The organism is Streptomyces sp. C10-9-1 (genome assembly GCF_024497955.1).
In the GTDB taxonomy this organism is placed as follows: domain Bacteria; phylum Actinomycetota; class Actinomycetes; order Streptomycetales; family Streptomycetaceae; genus Streptomyces; species Streptomyces sanyensis.
Genome location: NZ_JANHKP010000022.1, coordinates 1 through 15,409, shown reverse-complemented (window position 1 = coordinate 15,409; position 15,409 = coordinate 1). Strand labels below are relative to the sequence as shown.

General features: G+C 72.2%; 15 protein-coding genes. 7 read left to right on the top strand and 8 right to left on the bottom strand.

Annotated features, from left to right (window positions below; all coding sequences use genetic code 11):
- Positions 1-58: 58 nt before the first annotated feature.
- From sufC to NPS70_RS26090, 6 genes are all read right to left on the bottom strand, one after another.
- Positions 59-823: a Fe-S cluster assembly ATPase SufC gene (gene sufC, locus NPS70_RS26115; protein ID WP_256526885.1), complete on the bottom strand. Its 765-nt coding sequence runs from the start codon at positions 821-823 to the stop codon at positions 59-61.
- A 7-nt stretch (positions 824-830) separates the two neighbouring features.
- The gene (locus tag NPS70_RS26110; protein WP_256526884.1) at positions 831-1,148 is read right to left on the bottom strand and encodes a bifunctional 3-phenylpropionate/cinnamic acid dioxygenase ferredoxin subunit; all 318 of its coding nucleotides are present in this window, start codon (positions 1,146-1,148) and stop codon (positions 831-833) included.
- A complete protein-coding gene (gene sufD / locus NPS70_RS26105; RefSeq protein ID WP_256526883.1) occupies positions 1,148-2,329 on the bottom strand; it encodes a Fe-S cluster assembly protein SufD in 1,182 nt (393 codons plus the stop codon). The genes NPS70_RS26110 and sufD overlap by 1 nt, the downstream gene beginning before the upstream one ends.
- 66 nt (positions 2,330-2,395) lie before the next feature.
- On the bottom strand, positions 2,396-3,817 hold the full coding sequence (sufB, locus tag NPS70_RS26100; RefSeq protein WP_256526882.1) for a Fe-S cluster assembly protein SufB: 1,422 nt from the start codon (positions 3,815-3,817) through the stop codon (positions 2,396-2,398).
- Positions 3,814-4,566 (bottom strand): ArsR family transcriptional regulator, encoded by a 753-nt coding sequence (locus tag NPS70_RS26095; protein WP_256526881.1) that lies wholly within the window; start codon positions 4,564-4,566, stop codon positions 3,814-3,816. Before NPS70_RS26095 ends, sufB begins: the two co-directional genes overlap by 4 nt.
- Positions 4,567-4,648: 82 nt before the next feature.
- On the bottom strand, positions 4,649-5,464 hold the full coding sequence (locus NPS70_RS26090; protein WP_256526963.1) for a DUF72 domain-containing protein: 816 nt from the start codon (positions 5,462-5,464) through the stop codon (positions 4,649-4,651).
- Between the two features lie 117 nt (positions 5,465-5,581).
- Here NPS70_RS26090 and NPS70_RS26085 point away from each other — a divergent pair, with 117 nt between their 5' ends.
- Genes NPS70_RS26085 through NPS70_RS26070 form a run of 4 tightly spaced genes read left to right on the top strand, consistent with a single transcriptional unit; the run spans position 5,582 to position 9,437 of the window.
- Positions 5,582-6,508, top strand: a complete 927-nt coding sequence (locus tag NPS70_RS26085; RefSeq protein ID WP_256526880.1) for an ABC transporter ATP-binding protein — start codon at positions 5,582-5,584, stop codon at positions 6,506-6,508.
- Positions 6,505-7,272 carry an ABC transporter permease gene (locus NPS70_RS26080; RefSeq protein WP_256526879.1) on the top strand — a complete coding sequence of 256 codons (768 nt, stop codon included), beginning with the start codon at positions 6,505-6,507 and terminating at the stop codon, positions 7,270-7,272. Before NPS70_RS26085 ends, NPS70_RS26080 begins: the two co-directional genes overlap by 4 nt.
- A 49-nt stretch (positions 7,273-7,321) precedes the next feature.
- Positions 7,322-8,440 (top strand): hypothetical protein, encoded by a 1,119-nt coding sequence (locus tag NPS70_RS26075; protein ID WP_256526878.1) that lies wholly within the window; start codon positions 7,322-7,324, stop codon positions 8,438-8,440.
- Between the two features lie 4 nt (positions 8,441-8,444).
- Positions 8,445-9,437: a heme A synthase gene (locus NPS70_RS26070; RefSeq protein ID WP_256526877.1), complete on the top strand. Its 993-nt coding sequence runs from the start codon at positions 8,445-8,447 to the stop codon at positions 9,435-9,437.
- Between the two features lie 181 nt (positions 9,438-9,618).
- Here NPS70_RS26070 and NPS70_RS26065 read toward each other — a convergent pair whose 3' ends face one another.
- Both NPS70_RS26065 and NPS70_RS26060 read right to left on the bottom strand, forming a co-directional pair.
- The gene (locus NPS70_RS26065; protein WP_256526876.1) at positions 9,619-9,975 is read right to left on the bottom strand and encodes a hypothetical protein; all 357 of its coding nucleotides are present in this window, start codon (positions 9,973-9,975) and stop codon (positions 9,619-9,621) included.
- Positions 9,976-10,130: 155 nt separating this feature from the next.
- Entirely contained in the window at positions 10,131-11,084 is a 954-nt protein-coding gene (locus tag NPS70_RS26060; RefSeq protein ID WP_256526875.1) for a heme o synthase, read from the bottom strand.
- A gap of 352 nt (positions 11,085-11,436) precedes the next feature.
- Here NPS70_RS26060 and tkt point away from each other — a divergent pair, with 352 nt between their 5' ends.
- From tkt to NPS70_RS26045, 3 genes are all read left to right on the top strand, one after another.
- Positions 11,437-13,539 (top strand): transketolase, encoded by a 2,103-nt coding sequence (gene tkt / locus NPS70_RS26055; protein WP_256526874.1) that lies wholly within the window; start codon positions 11,437-11,439, stop codon positions 13,537-13,539.
- A gap of 34 nt (positions 13,540-13,573) precedes the next feature.
- On the top strand, positions 13,574-14,692 hold the full coding sequence (gene tal / locus NPS70_RS26050) for a transaldolase (RefSeq protein WP_256526873.1): 1,119 nt from the start codon (positions 13,574-13,576) through the stop codon (positions 14,690-14,692).
- A 6-nt stretch (positions 14,693-14,698) separates the two neighbouring features.
- Positions 14,699-15,409 (top strand): glucose-6-phosphate dehydrogenase (locus NPS70_RS26045; RefSeq protein WP_256526872.1); only part of this gene is annotated, 711 nt, incomplete at its 3' end.

The window sequence follows — 15,409 nt, the reverse complement described above, 5'->3', positions numbered from 1 at the left end:
GCGGGACGCGCCGGGGCCGCGCTGGCCGTGTGACGGCCGGCCGCCGTGCGCGCGTCGCTCACAGGGATACGCCGCCCTTCGTGTACGCCTCGTAGCCCTCGGCCTCCAGCTTGTCGGCGAGCTCGGGGCCACCGGACTCGGCGATGCGGCCGTCGGCGAACACGTGCACGTGGTCCGGCTTGATGTAACGCAGGATGCGCGTGTAGTGCGTGATCAGCAGGGTGCCGACCTCGCCGGACTCGCGCACGCGGTTGACGCCCTCGGAGACGATGCGCAGGGCGTCCACGTCGAGGCCGGAGTCGGTCTCGTCGAGGACGGCGATCTTCGGCTTGAGCAGCTCCAGCTGGAGGATCTCGTGGCGCTTCTTCTCACCGCCGGAGAAGCCCTCGTTGACGTTGCGCTCGGCGAAGGAGGGGTCCATGGAGAGCCGGGCCATGGCCTCCTTGACCTCCTTGACCCAGGTGCGCAGCTTGGGGGCCTCGCCGCGGATCGCGGTGGCGGAGGTGCGCAGGAAGTTGGAGACGGAGACGCCGGGCACCTCGACCGGGTACTGCATGGCGAGGAAGACGCCGGCGCGGGCGCGCTCGTCGACGCTCATCTCCAGGACGTCCTCGCCGTCCAGCGTGACGGTGCCGCCGGTGACGGTGTACTTGGGGTGGCCTGCGAGGGAGTACGCGAGGGTCGACTTGCCGGAGCCGTTGGGGCCCATGATGGCGTGGGTCTCACCCTGCTTCACGGTCAGGTCGACGCCCTTGAGGATCTCCCGGGAAGCGTTGTCGGCTTCGACGGAGACGTGCAGGTCGCGGATTTCAAGCGTTGCCATGGGTGACTCAGGACTCCTGGGTGACGGAGACGAGCACATCGTCCCCTTCGATCTGTACGGGGTAAACGGGGACGGGGCGCGTCGCGGGAAGGCCGGACGGCTTGCCGGTGCGGAGGTCGAAGCTGGAGCCGTGCAGCCAGCACTCGATGGCGCAGTCCTCGACCTCGCCCTCGGAGAGGGAGACGTTCGCGTGCGAGCAGATGTCGTTGATCGCGAACACCTCGCCCTCGGTGCGCACCAGTGACACCGGCGTGCCGTCGAGTTCCACCCGCTTCGGGGTGTCCTCCTCCAGCTCGCTCAGCGCGCAGGCTCGGACGAAGGCCATCAGACGGACGCCTCCAGCTCGGCCTCGATCTTGGCGATGAGGCGCTCCTCGACGTCGGCCAGGCCGATCTGCTGGACGAGTTCGGCGAAGAAGCCGCGGACGACCAGCCTGCGGGCCTCGGACTCGGGGATGCCGCGGGCCATCAGGTAGAACAGCTGCTCGTCGTCGAAGCGGCCGGTGGCGGAGGCGTGCCCGGCTCCGGCGATCTCGCCGGTCTCGATCTCCAGGTTGGGCACGGAGTCCACGCGCGCACCGTCGGTGAGGACGAGGTTGCGGTTCATCTCGTAGGTGTCGGTGCCCTCGGCGGCCGCCTGGATGAGCACGTCGCCGATCCACACCGCGTGGGCCTCGTCGCCCTGGAGGGCGCCCTTGTAGACCACGTTCGAGGTGCAGTGCGGGGTGTTGTGGTCGACCAGCAGGCGGTGCTCCTGGTGCTGCCCGCGGTCGGTGAAGTAGAGCCCGAAGAGCTCGGCCGCGCCGCCGGTGCCGGCGTAGGCCACCCGCGGGTGCAGGCGGACGACGTCGCCGCCGAAGGTGACGACCACGGACTTGAAGGAGGCGTCGCGGCCGATCAGGGCGTTGTGCTGCCCGACGTGGACGGCCGTGTCGTCCCAGTCCTGGACGGAGACGACGGTGAGCTTGGCGCCGTCGCCCAGGACGTAGTCGGTGTTGGCGGCGAGCACCGCGTCGCCGGTGTGGTCGATCACCACGACCGCCTCGGCGAAGGCGCCGAGCTCGACGACCTGGTGGCCGTAGGCGGTACCGCCCTCGCCGTGGACGGCGATGCGGATCGGCTCGGTGAGCACCGTCTCCTTGGGCACGGTGACGACCGAGGCCTGCTCGAAGGAGGAGTACGCCTGGGCCGCGACGCGGTCGACGGGGGTGCCGGCCCGGCCGAGCCGCGCGTCGTCGCGGCCGACCGTCTCCACGGTGACGCCCGCGGGCGCCTCGACGGCGACCTTGACGCCCGAGCCGGTTGCGGTGGCGGTGCCGTCGTGCAGCCCGCGCAGCCGCTCCAGCGGGGTGAAGCGCCATTCCTCCTCGCGGCCGTGGGGGACGGGGAAGTCCGCCACGTCGAAGGACGGGGGGGCGCTCATGCGGGTGGCGACGGTCGACTCGGCGGCCACCGCGATGGAGCCGGCGGTGGTGGATCCCACCGGGATGTTCTGGGCCTCAGCCATGGCTGTCGTGTTGCTCTCTTCCTGCGTACCTGCGTGAGAAGTCGATCGCTGCGGGGCGGGGCGGCGTCAGCCGACCGAGCCCTCCATCTGCAGCTCGATCAGCCGGTTCAGCTCCAGCGCGTACTCCATGGGGAGCTCCTTGGCGATCGGCTCGACGAAGCCGCGCACGATCATGGCCATCGCCTCGTCCTCGCTCAGGCCGCGGCTCATCAGGTAGAAGAGCTGGTCCTCGGAGACCTTGGAGACGGTCGCCTCGTGGCCCATGGAGACGTCGTCCTCGCGGACGTCGACGTAGGGGTAGGTGTCGGAGCGGGAGACCGTGTCCACGAGCAGCGCGTCGCAGAGCACGTTGGACTTGGCGCCGGGGGCGCCCTCGCCGATCTCGATCAGGCCGCGGTAGGAGGTGCGGCCACCGCCCCGCGCCACCGACTTGGAGACGATGTTGGAGGAGGTGTTGGGGGCCATGTGGACCATCTTGGCGCCCGCGTCCTGGTGCTGGCCCTCACCCGCGAAGGCGATGGACAGGGTCTCGCCCTTGGCGTGCTCCCCCATCAGGTAGACGGCCGGGTACTTCATGGTCACCTTGGAGCCGATGTTGCCGTCGACCCACTCCATGGTGGCGCCCTCGTAGGCGACGGCGCGCTTGGTGACCAGGTTGTAGACGTTGTTCGACCAGTTCTGGATGGTCGTGTAGCGGCAGCGGCCGCCCTTCTTGACGATGATCTCGACCACGGCGCTGTGCAGCGAGTCCGAGGAGTAGATCGGCGCGGTGCAGCCCTCGACGTAGTGGACGTAGGCGTCCTCGTCGACGATGATCAGCGTCCGCTCGAACTGGCCCATGTTCTCCGTGTTGATACGGAAGTAGGCCTGGAGCGGGATGTCCACGTGGACGCCCTTGGGCACGTAGATGAACGAGCCGCCGGACCACACGGCGGTGTTCAGCGAGGCGAACTTGTTGTCGCCGACCGGGATGACGGTGCCGAAGTACTCCTGGAAGAGCTCCGGGTGCTCCTTCAGCGCGGTGTCGGTGTCGAGGAAGATGACGCCCTGCGCCTCCAGGTCCTCGCGGATCTGGTGGTAGACGACCTCGGACTCGTACTGGGCGGCGACGCCGGCGACCAGGCGCTGCTTCTCCGCCTCCGGGATGCCGAGCTTGTCGTAGGTGTTCTTGATGTCCTCGGGCAGGTCCTCCCAGGAGGCGGCCTGCTGCTCGGTGGAGCGGACGAAGTACTTGATGTTGTCGAAGTCGATGCCGGAGAGGTCGGAGCCCCAGCTCGGCATGGGCTTCTTGTCGAACAGCCGCAGGCCCTTCAGGCGCAGCTTCAGCATCCACTCCGGCTCGTTCTTCTTCGCGGAGATGTCGCGGACGACCTCCTCGGAGAGACCGCGCTTGGCCGCGGCGCCGGCCTCGTCGGAGTCGGCCCAGCCGAATTCGTACGTACCCAGGCCCTCGAGTTCGGGGTGGGCAGTCTCCGTGGGGAGAGTCATGCGGGGTTCCTCCCGGCCTTGCTGGCAGATGCTGGTGTGGTGGTGGACGCGGTGCCGCCCGGGGGTGACCCGCGCGGGATGAAGGTGGTGCACACGCCGTCGCCGTGGGCGATGGTGGCGAGCCGCTGCACATGGGTGCCGAGGAGGCGGGAGAAGAACTCCGTCTCCGCCTCGCACAGCTGCGGGTACTTCTCCGCGGCGTGGGCGACCGGGCAGTGGTGCTGGCAGAGCTGCTCGCCGACCGGCGCGCTGCGGGCCGTAGCAGCGTACCCGTCGGCGCTCAGCGCCCGGGCCAGCGCCTCGGCCCGCTCCTCGGGAGCCGCGGCCTCGACGGCCGCGCGGTAGCTCCCGCCCTGGGCCTCGATCCGGTCGCGCGCGAAGGCGGCGACGGCGGCCTCGCCGGCCGCGCCTCCCCCGGCCGACCGCTCGATCCAGCCGAGGGCGTCGACCGCCAGGGTGTCGTAGGACTGGTCGAAGGCGTCCCGGCCGCAGTCGGTCAGGGCGAAGACCTTCGCGGGGCGGCCCCGGGTGCGGGCGCCGTAGACGCGCTGCTCGCGCGGCTCGACGACGTTCTCCGAGGCGAGTGCGTCGAGGTGGCGCCGGACGGCGGCCTGGGTGAGGCCGAGGCGCCCGGCGAGGTCGGCCACGGTGGACGGCCCGTGGTCCAGGATGGAACGCGCGACGCGGTTGCGCGTGGAGCGCTCACCGGTCGCGTGGTCCGTCTGGAGAGACTCGCCGACGTTTTTCACAACGCCATTGTTGCGTAATTCCTCGGAGCGTGACAAGCCGCGTCCCGATCACCGCGCGGTGCCGTGCATCACTTAGGCATACCTAAGCTGACCTGCGGGAACGATCACCCGGCACCGTCCGGCGAGGTGTCCCGCCGGGTCCGTCCCCGTCCGCCGACGGCACCCGGAGGCCCCGCTCGCGGGCCCGGCGCGCGAAGGCCCGGGCGTCGAGGACGGCCGCCCCGCCGGTGTCGTTGTCGAAGTAGGCGTAGACGTCGCCGCCCGGCCCGAAGGCGTCCGCGAGGCGGCCGGCCCAGGAGTCCAGCGCCCTGGGACCGTAGCGCGGCCGGGGTGAGGCCCGGCCCTCGTGGAGCCGCAGATACCCCCAGTCGGCCGTCCGCCACAGCGGCGAGACCGGCCGCGACCCGCGGTCGGCCCAGCACAGGGCCGCGCCGTGCGCGGCGAGCACGCCGCGGACCTCCGCGGTCCACCACGACGGGTGCCGCGGCTCCACGGCCACCCGCACGCCGCCGGGGAAGCAGCCGAGCACCGCGTCGAGCGCGGCCGCGTCGCCGCGGAGCGTCGGCGGCAGCTGGAGCAGCACCGGTCCCAGCCGCCCGCCCAGCCCGCGCGCCCGCTCCATCAGCCGCGCCACCGGTTCCCCGGGGTCGCGCAGCCGCCGGACGTGCGTCAGGTAGCGGCTCGCCTTCACCGCCATGACGAAGCCGGGAGGCGTGCTCTCCCGCCATCCGGCGAAGGTGGCCGCCTCGGGCAGCCGGTAGAAGACGTTGTTGTTCTCCACCGTGCGGAAGCTGCGGGCGTACACCTCAAGCCACCGCCGCCGGGGCACGCCCTCGTCGTACAGCACGCCCCGCCAGTCGTCGTACTGCCACCCGGAGGTGCCGAGGAGGACGGGCACCCCGCCCGGGTTCCCCCGCGGCACCCGCCCATGCGCGCTCACCCGCGACATCCGCCCCGTGCACGGCCGCGGGGCCCGGCGGCGGGCTCCGGGCCCGGGCTCCTTAGACTTCCGGGCATGAGCAACGAGCCCGCCGTGCGCGTCAGGGGCCTGGTGGCGCGCTACGGCGACAAGACCGCCGTGGACGGCCTGGACCTGGACGTGCCCGCGGGCTCGGTGACGGCGGTGCTGGGCCCCAACGGCGCGGGCAAGACCACCGTGATCGAGACCTGCGAGGGCTACCGGCGCCCGGACGCGGGCACCGTGCGCGTCCTGGGCATGGACCCGGTGGCGGACGCGGCGCGGCTGCGCCCGCGCGTGGGCGTGATGCTCCAGTCCGGCGGGGTCTACCCGGGGGCGCGGGCCGGGGAGATGCTCGCCCACACGGCGAGGCTCCACGCCCATCCGCTGGACGTGGACTTCCTGGTCGAGCTGCTGGGCCTCGGCTCCTGCGGCCGGACCCCCTACCGCAGGCTCTCCGGCGGCCAGCAGCAGCGGCTGTCCCTGGCCATGGCCGTGGTCGGCCGCCCCGAGCTGGTCTTCCTCGACGAGCCGACCGCCGGCCTCGACCCGCAGGCCCGGCGCGCCACCTGGGAGCTGGTGCGCCGGCTGCGCGCCGACGGCGTGACCACCGTGCTGACCACCCACTTCATGGACGAGGCGGAGCAGCTCGCGGACCGGGTCGCCATCGTGGACGCCGGGCGGGTGATCGCCGGGGGCACCGTCCAGGAGCTCTGCCGCGGCGGGGCGGAGGACAGCCTCCGCTTCACCGGGCGCCCCGGGCTCGACCTCGGCTCGCTGCTCAAGGCGCTGCCGGACGGCACGGCCGCCTCGGAGCCGGTCCCCGGGACCTACCGCGTCAGCGGCGACGTGGGGCCCGAGCTGCTGGCCACGGTGGCCTCCTGGTGCGCCCAGAACGGTGTGATGCCCGACGGCATCGCCGTCGAGCGGCACACCCTGGAGGACGTCTTCCTCGAACTGACCGGCAGGGAGCTGCGCGGATGAGCACCGGTACCTTCGCCCCGCGGCCGGGCGCCGCGCCGATCGGGCGCATGATCGCCGCCCAGGCCGCCCTGGAGACGCGGATGCTGCTGCGCAACGGCGAGCAGCTGCTGCTGACCGTGGTCATCCCCTCCCTGCTGCTGGTGCTGTTCTCCACCGTCGACGTCGTCGACACCGGCGCGGGGGAGCCCGTCGACTTCCTGGCCCCCGGTGTGCTGGCGCTCGCGGTGATGTCGACGGCCTTCACGGGGCAGGCGATCGCCACCGGCTTCGAGCGCCGGTACGGGGTCCTCAAGCGGCTCGGGGCCTCGCCGCTGCCCCGCTGGGCGCTGATGTGCGCCAAGACGCTGTCCGTTCTGGTGACGGAGGTGCTCCAGGTCGCCCTTCTGGCCCTGATCGCCTTCGGGCTCGGCTGGTCCCCTCAGGGCGGCCCGCTCCCCGTCGTGCTGCTGCTGGTGGCCGGCACCGCGGCCTTCTCGGGACTGGGCCTGCTGATGGCCGGCACCCTGCGGGCGGAGGCCACGCTCGCCGCCGCGAACCTCGTCTTCCTGCTGCTCCTGGTGGGCGGCGGGGTGATCGTGCCGCTGGACCGGTTCCCCGGCGCCGCCGCCTCCGTGCTGTCCCTGCTGCCGATCGCCGCGCTCTCGGAGGGGCTGCGGGACGTCCTCCAGCACGGCGCCGGCGTTCCCTGGGGCGACCTGGGGGTGCTGGCGGTGTGGGCCGTCCTCGGACTGGGAGCGGCCGCCCGGCTCTTCCGCTGGGAGTGACCCGGCGCCAGGATGCTCCCCTCGGGACCGGCACGAGGTGGAGGTCTGGATGGAACGGTGCGCAGCGCTGCGGCTCGACGAGGAGTGGGCAAGGATCCGTACCGGCAGACCCGGATCGGCACCCGGCGAGCGCGAGCGGATACTGACCGAGCTGATCGCCGCCCTCGCCCCGCACGCCGTGGACGACCCGGCGCTCACCACCACCCTCGGCCTGCGCTACGGCGACCTGGCCCGGCACCACTTCGACGTCGGCGGACGCGTGGACGCGCTGGCGGCCGCGGCCCGCGCCGTCCGGTACTGCGCCGCCGGGGCGCGGCACGGCGCCCGAGAGGCCCGGGCCTATGCGCGGGTCCTCGTCGACCAGGCCGTCTACCTCGCCGAGCCGCTCAGCGACGAGCTGGGCCTGCCGCGCTACGCCTTCCATCCGCAAGGCGAGCGGCCGCCGGCCGAGGACCTGCTGGCGGGGATGGCGGCGGTGGAGTCCACGCGCCGCGCGATCGCGGTCTGGGACGCACTCGACCAGGACGATCCACGCAACCGGGAGGGGCTCGCCCAGGCGTACGCCTTCCTGGGCGACCGGCTGGAGGAGCTCGGCCGTCCGGTGGACGCCGCCGAGTGGGCGGTACGGGCGGAGCGCGCGTTCCGCGCGGTGCGTCCGGACGCGGGGCCGGGCGAGCGGGCGCGCACGGCGGTGCTGGAGCACCTCGGCGACCAGCTGGAGCGCCGGCTGCGCAGGTGCCCGTTCGAGGAGGGCCTGACCCGTCTGCGCGGGCGCGGGCTGCTGCCGGACCGGCTGCTCGGGCTGGCGGTGGTGGCCGGGCGCATCGAGGGGATGGAGCCGGAGGCCATCGCCGCGGGCCTCCGGCTGGAGCGGGCGGAGGTGCGGCGCATCCTGAGGTCCCGCTCGTGGCGGGCCGTCTGGCGCTTCGACGTGTGCGCGGACGGCGGGACGTGGACGCCGCTGGCGCACCCGTGGCGGGGGATGGACGCGGTGACCGACCGCACCGCCGCCGCGGTGGCCGCCGAGCTGGCGGACGCCTTCCGCAGCTCGGAGGTGCTTCCCCCGGAGCCGGTCCGGTGGCGCTTCGCGCTGTGGTGGGACGAGGAGGACCACCTGGACGGATCACGTGTCCGGATGACGTATCCACCCGGACCGGACCCCTCGTGAACGCATGCACAAGCCCCCGCCTACGATAGGGCCCGTGCAGACCCCCCTCGCCTACATCGCCCAGCGCTGGACCCCGTCCCCCCGGACCCTGCGCCGTGCCGCGCTCTCCGCTCTCGTGATGAGCGTGGTCATCATCGTGACGGGCGGTGCCGTCCGCCTGACCGGGTCCGGACTCGGCTGCGACACCTGGCCCAAGTGCACCGACGACAGCCTCTTCGCCACCCCGGAGCAGGGGCTGCACGGTGCGATCGAGTTCGGCAACCGGCTGCTGACGTACGTCCTGGCGGCGGCCGTCGGCTGGACGATCGTGGCCGCGCGCTGCGTCGCACCGCGGCGCAGGGGGCTGTCCCGGCTGGCGTGGTCGCAGTTCTGGATCGTGATGGGCAACGCCGTGCTGGGCGGGATCACCGTCTGGGCGGGCCTGAACCCGTGGACGGTGGCGGGGCACTTCCTGCTGGCCACCGGCCTGCTGACGGTGACGACGCTCACCTGGGTGCGGGCCGGGGAGGGCGACGCCGCGCCGAGGCCCCGGGTGCCGCGGCCGGTCCGGCGGCTGTCCTGGGCGATCGTCGGGGTCTCCGCCCTGCTGATCGTGCTGGGGACCTCGGTCACCGGCTCCGGCAAGCACGCGGGCGACAGCAGCGACGTGCCGCGGATGCCCTGGGACTGGACCGCCGCCGCGCATGTGCACGCGATCGCCGCCTGGGTGGTCTGCGCACTGGCCGTGGCCGTGTGGCTGGCGGCCAAGGTGGTCGACGCGCCCGACGACGTCCGGGCCCGGGCTCGGGACCTGCTGCTGGTGGTCGCGGCGCAGGGCGTGATCGGCTACGTGCAGTACTTCACGGGCGTCCCCGAGCTGCTGGTCGGAGTGCACATGCTGGGGTCCGCGGTGATGTGGGTCGCGGTGGTCCGCCTGGCCCTGAGCCTCAGGGAGCGCCAGGTCGTGCCCGCGGCCTCCGCGCCCGCCCCGTCCGGCGAGGTCCTCTCCCCCGCCTGAGCCCCACCGCCCGTACGCACGGAACCGGGCCCCGACACCGTCGGGGCCCGGTTCCGTGCGTACGGGCGTGGCGGTTCCGTGCGTGCGGCCCTGGCAGTTCGGGCCGACCGGCGCACCCGGGGCGGCACCCCGTCGGGACGGTGTCCCCCGGTCCCCTCGGGGCGGCCCGGTGGGGTGCCGTTCAGCCGGCCGACGGCCCGCCGACCTGGATGCCCGCCATCCGGGTCCACTCGTAGGGACCGGTGCGGACCTTCCCGGCGAACTCGCCGTCGAAGTGCTCGTGGAGCGTGATGCCCGACTTCTCGGCGGCGCCGACGGCGATCGCGTGGGTGGGGGCGACCAGGTCTCCCCAGGCGCCGTCCTCGCCGACGAGCACGATCCTCGTGCCCGTCTGGCCGATGTACGCGAGCTGGCCCTCGGCGCCCCCGTGGGCGTCGGCGAAGGAGCGGATCTGCTTGGCGAGCCTGGCCGCCTTGCGCGCGGCCCGCGCGTCCCGCCCGGAGTCCTGTGCGTTCTCGTCAACCTGGGTTTCTGCCATGGCCTGGATGCTACCGGCGGGTAGATCGCTTGGCGACGCCGGGGCGGCGTGGCGTGCCCCACGCGCCGCCGCACACGAGCGCTGCCCCGCCCGAAGGGGGCGGGGCAGCGGAGCGGTTGCGGCCGGGCCGGGCGGAGCCGGACCGGGGACGGGCCTCAGCGCAGGAAGGGGTCCACCGCGACGGCGACGAAGAGCAGCGACACGTAGGTGATGGACCAGTGGAACAGGCGCATCTCCTTGAGCTTGGCGCCCGTCGCCCCCTCCTTGGCCCGGTTCTGGAGGCCGTGCGCCTCCCAGAGCCACCAGCCGCCCGCGGCCAGCGCCACGGCCGTGTAGAACCAGCCGGTGTAGCCGAGCGGGGTGAGCAGCAGCGACACCGCCACCATGACCCAGCTGTAGAGGACGATCTGGCGGGCGACGGCCGTGTTGCCCGCGACCACGGGAAGCATCGGGACGCCGACCCTGGCGTAGTCCTCCCGGACCTTCATCGACAGGGGCCAGTAGTGCGGCGGCGTCCAGAAGAAGATGACCAGGAACAGGATGACCGCGGCCCAGGACATCGAGTTGGTGACCGAGGACCAGCCGATGAGGACCGGCATGCACCCGGCGATGCCGCCCCAGACGATGTTCTGCGCGGTGCGGCGCTTGAGGATCATCGTGTAGACGACGACGTAGAACAGGAGTGCGCCGAGCGCCAGAGCCGCGGACAGCCAGTTGACGAGGAGGCCGAACCACACGGTGGAGACCACGGCCAGGGCGAGGCCGAAGACCAGTCCCTCGCGCGGCGAGACCATGCCGGTGACCAGGGGGCGCTGGGCCGTCCGGTCCATCAGGGCGTCGATGTCCCGGTCGATGTACATGTTGAGCGCGTTGGCGCCGCCCGCGGAGAGGTAGCCGCCGAAGCAGGTGGCGAACACCAGCCAGAGGTCGGGCACGCCCTGCTCCGCCAGGAACATCACCGGGACGGTGGTGATGAGCAGCAGCTCGATGATCCTGGGCTTGGTCAGCGCCACGAATGCCTTGACGCGGGCCCCGAACGGTCGATGGCCCCCCGGGCCGGTGGCCAAGACGACCCCTGCGGGTCGGGACTCGACGGCCGTCACGCACACCCCTGACAGAGAAATCCCAGCAAGCTCCGTGAGCGGGTGCCCCGCCCGAACGCCTGCGAACGGTGACGGGGAGCGACAACCCGGTGGACGCTTGCGCGTACCACGCCACTCTAGACGTTGCCCGGACGCCGATCTTCGCGGGGGTGTCCTCGTGTTGAGCCCCGCGGCCGCGCCGTCCGTATACGCACCCGAGAGGCGAACGGCGCGCCGGGCACGCACTCTGGCAGAAGTGCGGCCGACAGGTAAGACGCTTGTACGAGGGGACCGCCATTGCTGCAAAGGTAGGCTCGACAGCGCCCGGTAACACCCCTCGTCGCCGGGATCGACATGCGGAGAGGAGCCCTGACCCAGGGTGAGCATCAAGCCGACCACCACAGATCTCGAGTGGACCGCAGTGGACGAGCGGGCAGTGGACACGGTCCGTGTTCTGGCCATGGATTCCGTACAGAAGGTCGGCAACGGCCATCCGGGTACGGCCATGAGCCTGGCTCCGGCCGCCTACACCCTCTTCCAGAAGGTGATGCGGCACGACCCGGCGGACGCCGACTGGACCGGCCGCGACCGCTTCGTGCTGTCCGCTGGCCATTCCTCCCTGACCCTCTACATCCAGCTCTACCTGGCCGGCTTCGGCCTGGAGCTGGACGACCTCAAGGCCTTCCGCACCTGGGGCAGCAAGACCCCCGGACACCCGGAGTACGGCCACACCACCGGCGTCGAGACGACCACGGGCCCCCTCGGGCAGGGCGTCGCCAACGCGGTGGGCATGGCCATGGCCGCCCGCTACGAGCGCGGCCTGTTCGACCCCGAGGCCGCCCCGGGCACCTCGCCCTTCGACCACTTCGTGTACGCCGTCGCGGGCGACGGCTGCCTCCAGGAGGGCATCTCGGCCGAGGCGTCCTCGCTCGCGGGGCACCAGCAGCTCGGCAACCTGATCATGCTGTGGGACGACAACCACATCTCGATCGAGGGCGACACCGAGACCGCCATCTCCGAAGACACCATGAAGCGCTACGAGGCCTACGGCTGGCACGTGCAGCGCGTGGAGCCCAAGGAGAACGGCGACCTGGACCCGGCCGCCCTCCACGCCGCGATCGAGGCGGCCAAGGCCGAGACCCGGCGCCCGTCGTTCATCGCGATGCGCTCGATCATCGCGTGGCCCGCCCCCCACGCCCAGAACACCGAGGCCGCCCACGGCTCGGCGCTGGGCGAGGAGGAGGTCGCGGCCACCAAGCGCGTCATGGGCTTCGACCCGGAGCAGCACTTCGAGGTCTCCGACGAGGTCCTCGCGCACACCCGCGGGGCCCTGGACCGCGGCCGCGAGGTCCGCGCCGAGTGGGAGAAGGCGTACGCCGCCTGGCGCACGGCCAACCCGCAGCGCGCCGCCGAGTTCGACCGCATCCGCGCGGGCGAGCTGCCGACGGGCTGGGAGGAGAAGCTCCCGGAGTTCGAGACCGGCAAGGGCGTGGCCACCCGCGCCGCCTCCGGCAAGATCCTCCAGGCGCTCGGCGCCGTGGTGCCCGAGCTCTGGGGCGGCTCCGCCGACCTCGCCGGCTCGAACAACACGACGATCGACAAGACCTCGTCGTTCCTGCCCGCGGACAACCCGCTGCCCGAGGCCGACCCGTACGGCCGCACGGTCCACTTCGGCATCCGCGAGCACGCGATGGCCGCCGTGATGAACGGCATCGCGCTCCACGGCAACACCCGCATCTACGGCGGCACCTTCCTGGTGTTCTCCGACTACATGCGCAACGCCGTGCGCCTGTCGGCCCTGATGCACCTGCCGGTCACCTACGTGTGGACGCACGACTCGATCGGGTTGGGCGAGGACGGCCCGACCCACCAGCCCGTGGAGCACCTGGCCTCGCTGCGTGCCATCCCCGGCCTGAACGTGGTGCGCCCGGCGGACGCCAACGAGACCGCCGTCGCCTGGCGCGAGATCCTGCGCCGGTACACCAAGGAGTTCGGCGTGGGCGCCCCGCACGGCCTGGCGCTGACCCGCCAGGGCGTGCCGACCTACGAGCGCAACGAGGACGCGGCCAAGGGCGGCTACGTGCTCTTCGAGGCCGAGGGCCCCGACGGCGCGGCCGCCGAGCCGCAGCTCGTGCTGATCGGCACGGGCTCCGAGGTGCAGCTGGCCGTCGCGGCGCGCGAGCAGCTCCAGGCCGAGGGCGTGCCCACCCGCGTGGTGTCGATGCCGTCGGTGGAGTGGTTCGAGGAGCAGGAGCAGGAGTACCGGGACGCCGTGCTCCCGCCGTCGGTGAAGGCGCGGGTCGCGGTGGAGGCCGGCATCGGCCTGACCTGGCACCGCTACGTGGGCGACGCGGGCCGGATCGTCTCGCTGGAGCACTTCGGCGCCTCGGCGGACGGCAAGGTTCTCTTCCGCGAGTTCGGCTTCACGCCCGAGGCCGTCGCCGCCGCCGCGCGCGACTCCGTCGCCGCCGCCGCGCGCTGACGCCCGTACAAGACGACTAGGAGATGCAACTCTCATGACAGACGCACTCAAGCGCCTCTCCGACGAAGGCGTGGCGATCTGGCTGGACGACCTGTCCCGCACCCGGATCACCTCCGGCAACCTCGCCGAGCTGATCGACCAGCAGCACGTCGTCGGTGTCACCACCAACCCGTCGATCTTCCAGAAGGCGATCTCGGACGGCCACGGCTACGACCCGCAGCTGGAGGACCTCGCCGCCCGCCGGGTGACCGTCGAGGAGGCGGTCCGGATGATCACCACGGCGGACGTCCGCGACGCCGCCGACATCCTGCGCCCGGTGTTCGACCGGACGCAGGGCCAGGACGGCCGGGTCTCCATCGAGGTCGACCCCCGGCTGGCGCACAACACGCGGGCGACGATCGCCGAGGCCAAGCAGCTCGCCTGGCTGGTCGACCGCCCCAACACGCTGATCAAGATCCCGGCGACCAAGGCGGGCCTGCCGGCGATCACCGAGGTCATCGGCCTCGGCATCAGCGTCAACGTCACGCTGATCTTCTCGCTGGAGCGCTACCGCGAGGTCATGGACGCCTACCTGGCCGGTCTGGAGAAGGCCAAGGAGCGCGGCCTGGACCTGTCCAGGATCCACTCCGTGGCCTCGTTCTTCGTCTCCCGTGTGGACACCGAGATCGACAAGCGGCTCGACGCCCTCGGCACGCCCGAGGCCGCCGCCGTCCGCGGCAAGGCCGCGCTGGCCAACGCGCGTCTGGCCTACGAGGCCTACGAGGAGGTCTTCGGCGGCGAGCGCTGGGCCGCCCTGGACCGGGCGCAGGCCAACAGGCAGCGCCCGCTGTGGGCGTCCACGGGCGTCAAGGACAAGGCGTACAAGGACACCCTGTACGTCGACGAGCTGGTCGCCCCCGGCACGGTCAACACCATGCCGGAGGCCACCCTCGACGCCACCGCCGACCACGGCGCGATCACCGGCGACACGATCCGCGGCACCTACGAGCAGTCCCGCGCCGACCTCGACGCCGTGAAGGCCCTGGGCATCTCCTACGACGACGTCGTCCAGCTGCTGGAGGACGAGGGCGTGGAGAAGTTCGCGACCTCGTGGAACGAACTGCTCGCCTCGACCGAGGCGGAGCTCAAGCGTCTCGCTCCCTCGGAGGGCTGACCTACCTTGTCCAGTGTTGACGGAGCCAACCCGCTCCGTGATGCTGCCGACCGACGGCTCCCGCGGATCGCGGGGCCGTCGGGCCTGGTCATCTTCGGCGTCACGGGCGACCTGTCCCGTAAGAAGCTGATGCCCGCGGTCTACGACCTCGCCAACCGGGGTCTGCTGCCGCCGGGCTTCTCCCTGGTCGGTTTCGCCCGCCGAGAGTGGCAGGACGAGGACTTCGCCCAGGAGGTCCACGACGCGGTCAAGGAGCACGCGCGCACCCCCTTCCGCGAGGAGGTCTGGCACCAGCTCATCCAGGGGATGCGCTTCGTGCAGGGCACCTTCGACGACGACGACGCCTTCGAGCAGCTCAAGTCCACCATCGAGGATCTCGACAAGGCGCAGGGCACCGGCGGCAACTTCGCCTTCTACCTGTCGGTGCCGCCGAAGTTCTTCCCCAAGGTCGTCCGGCAGCTCAAGAAGCACGGGCTGGCCGACCAGAAGGAGGGCTCCTGGCGCCGCGCCGTCATCGAGAAGCCCTTCGGGCACAACCTGGAGACCGCCAAGGAGCTCAACCAGGTCGTGCACGAGGTCTTCCCCTCGGACGAGGTCTTCCGGATCGACCACTACCTCGGCAAGGAGACCGTCCAGAACATCCTGGCGCTGCGCTTCGCCAACACCCTCTTCGAGCCGATCTGGAACCGGTCCTACGTCGACCACGTGCAGATCACC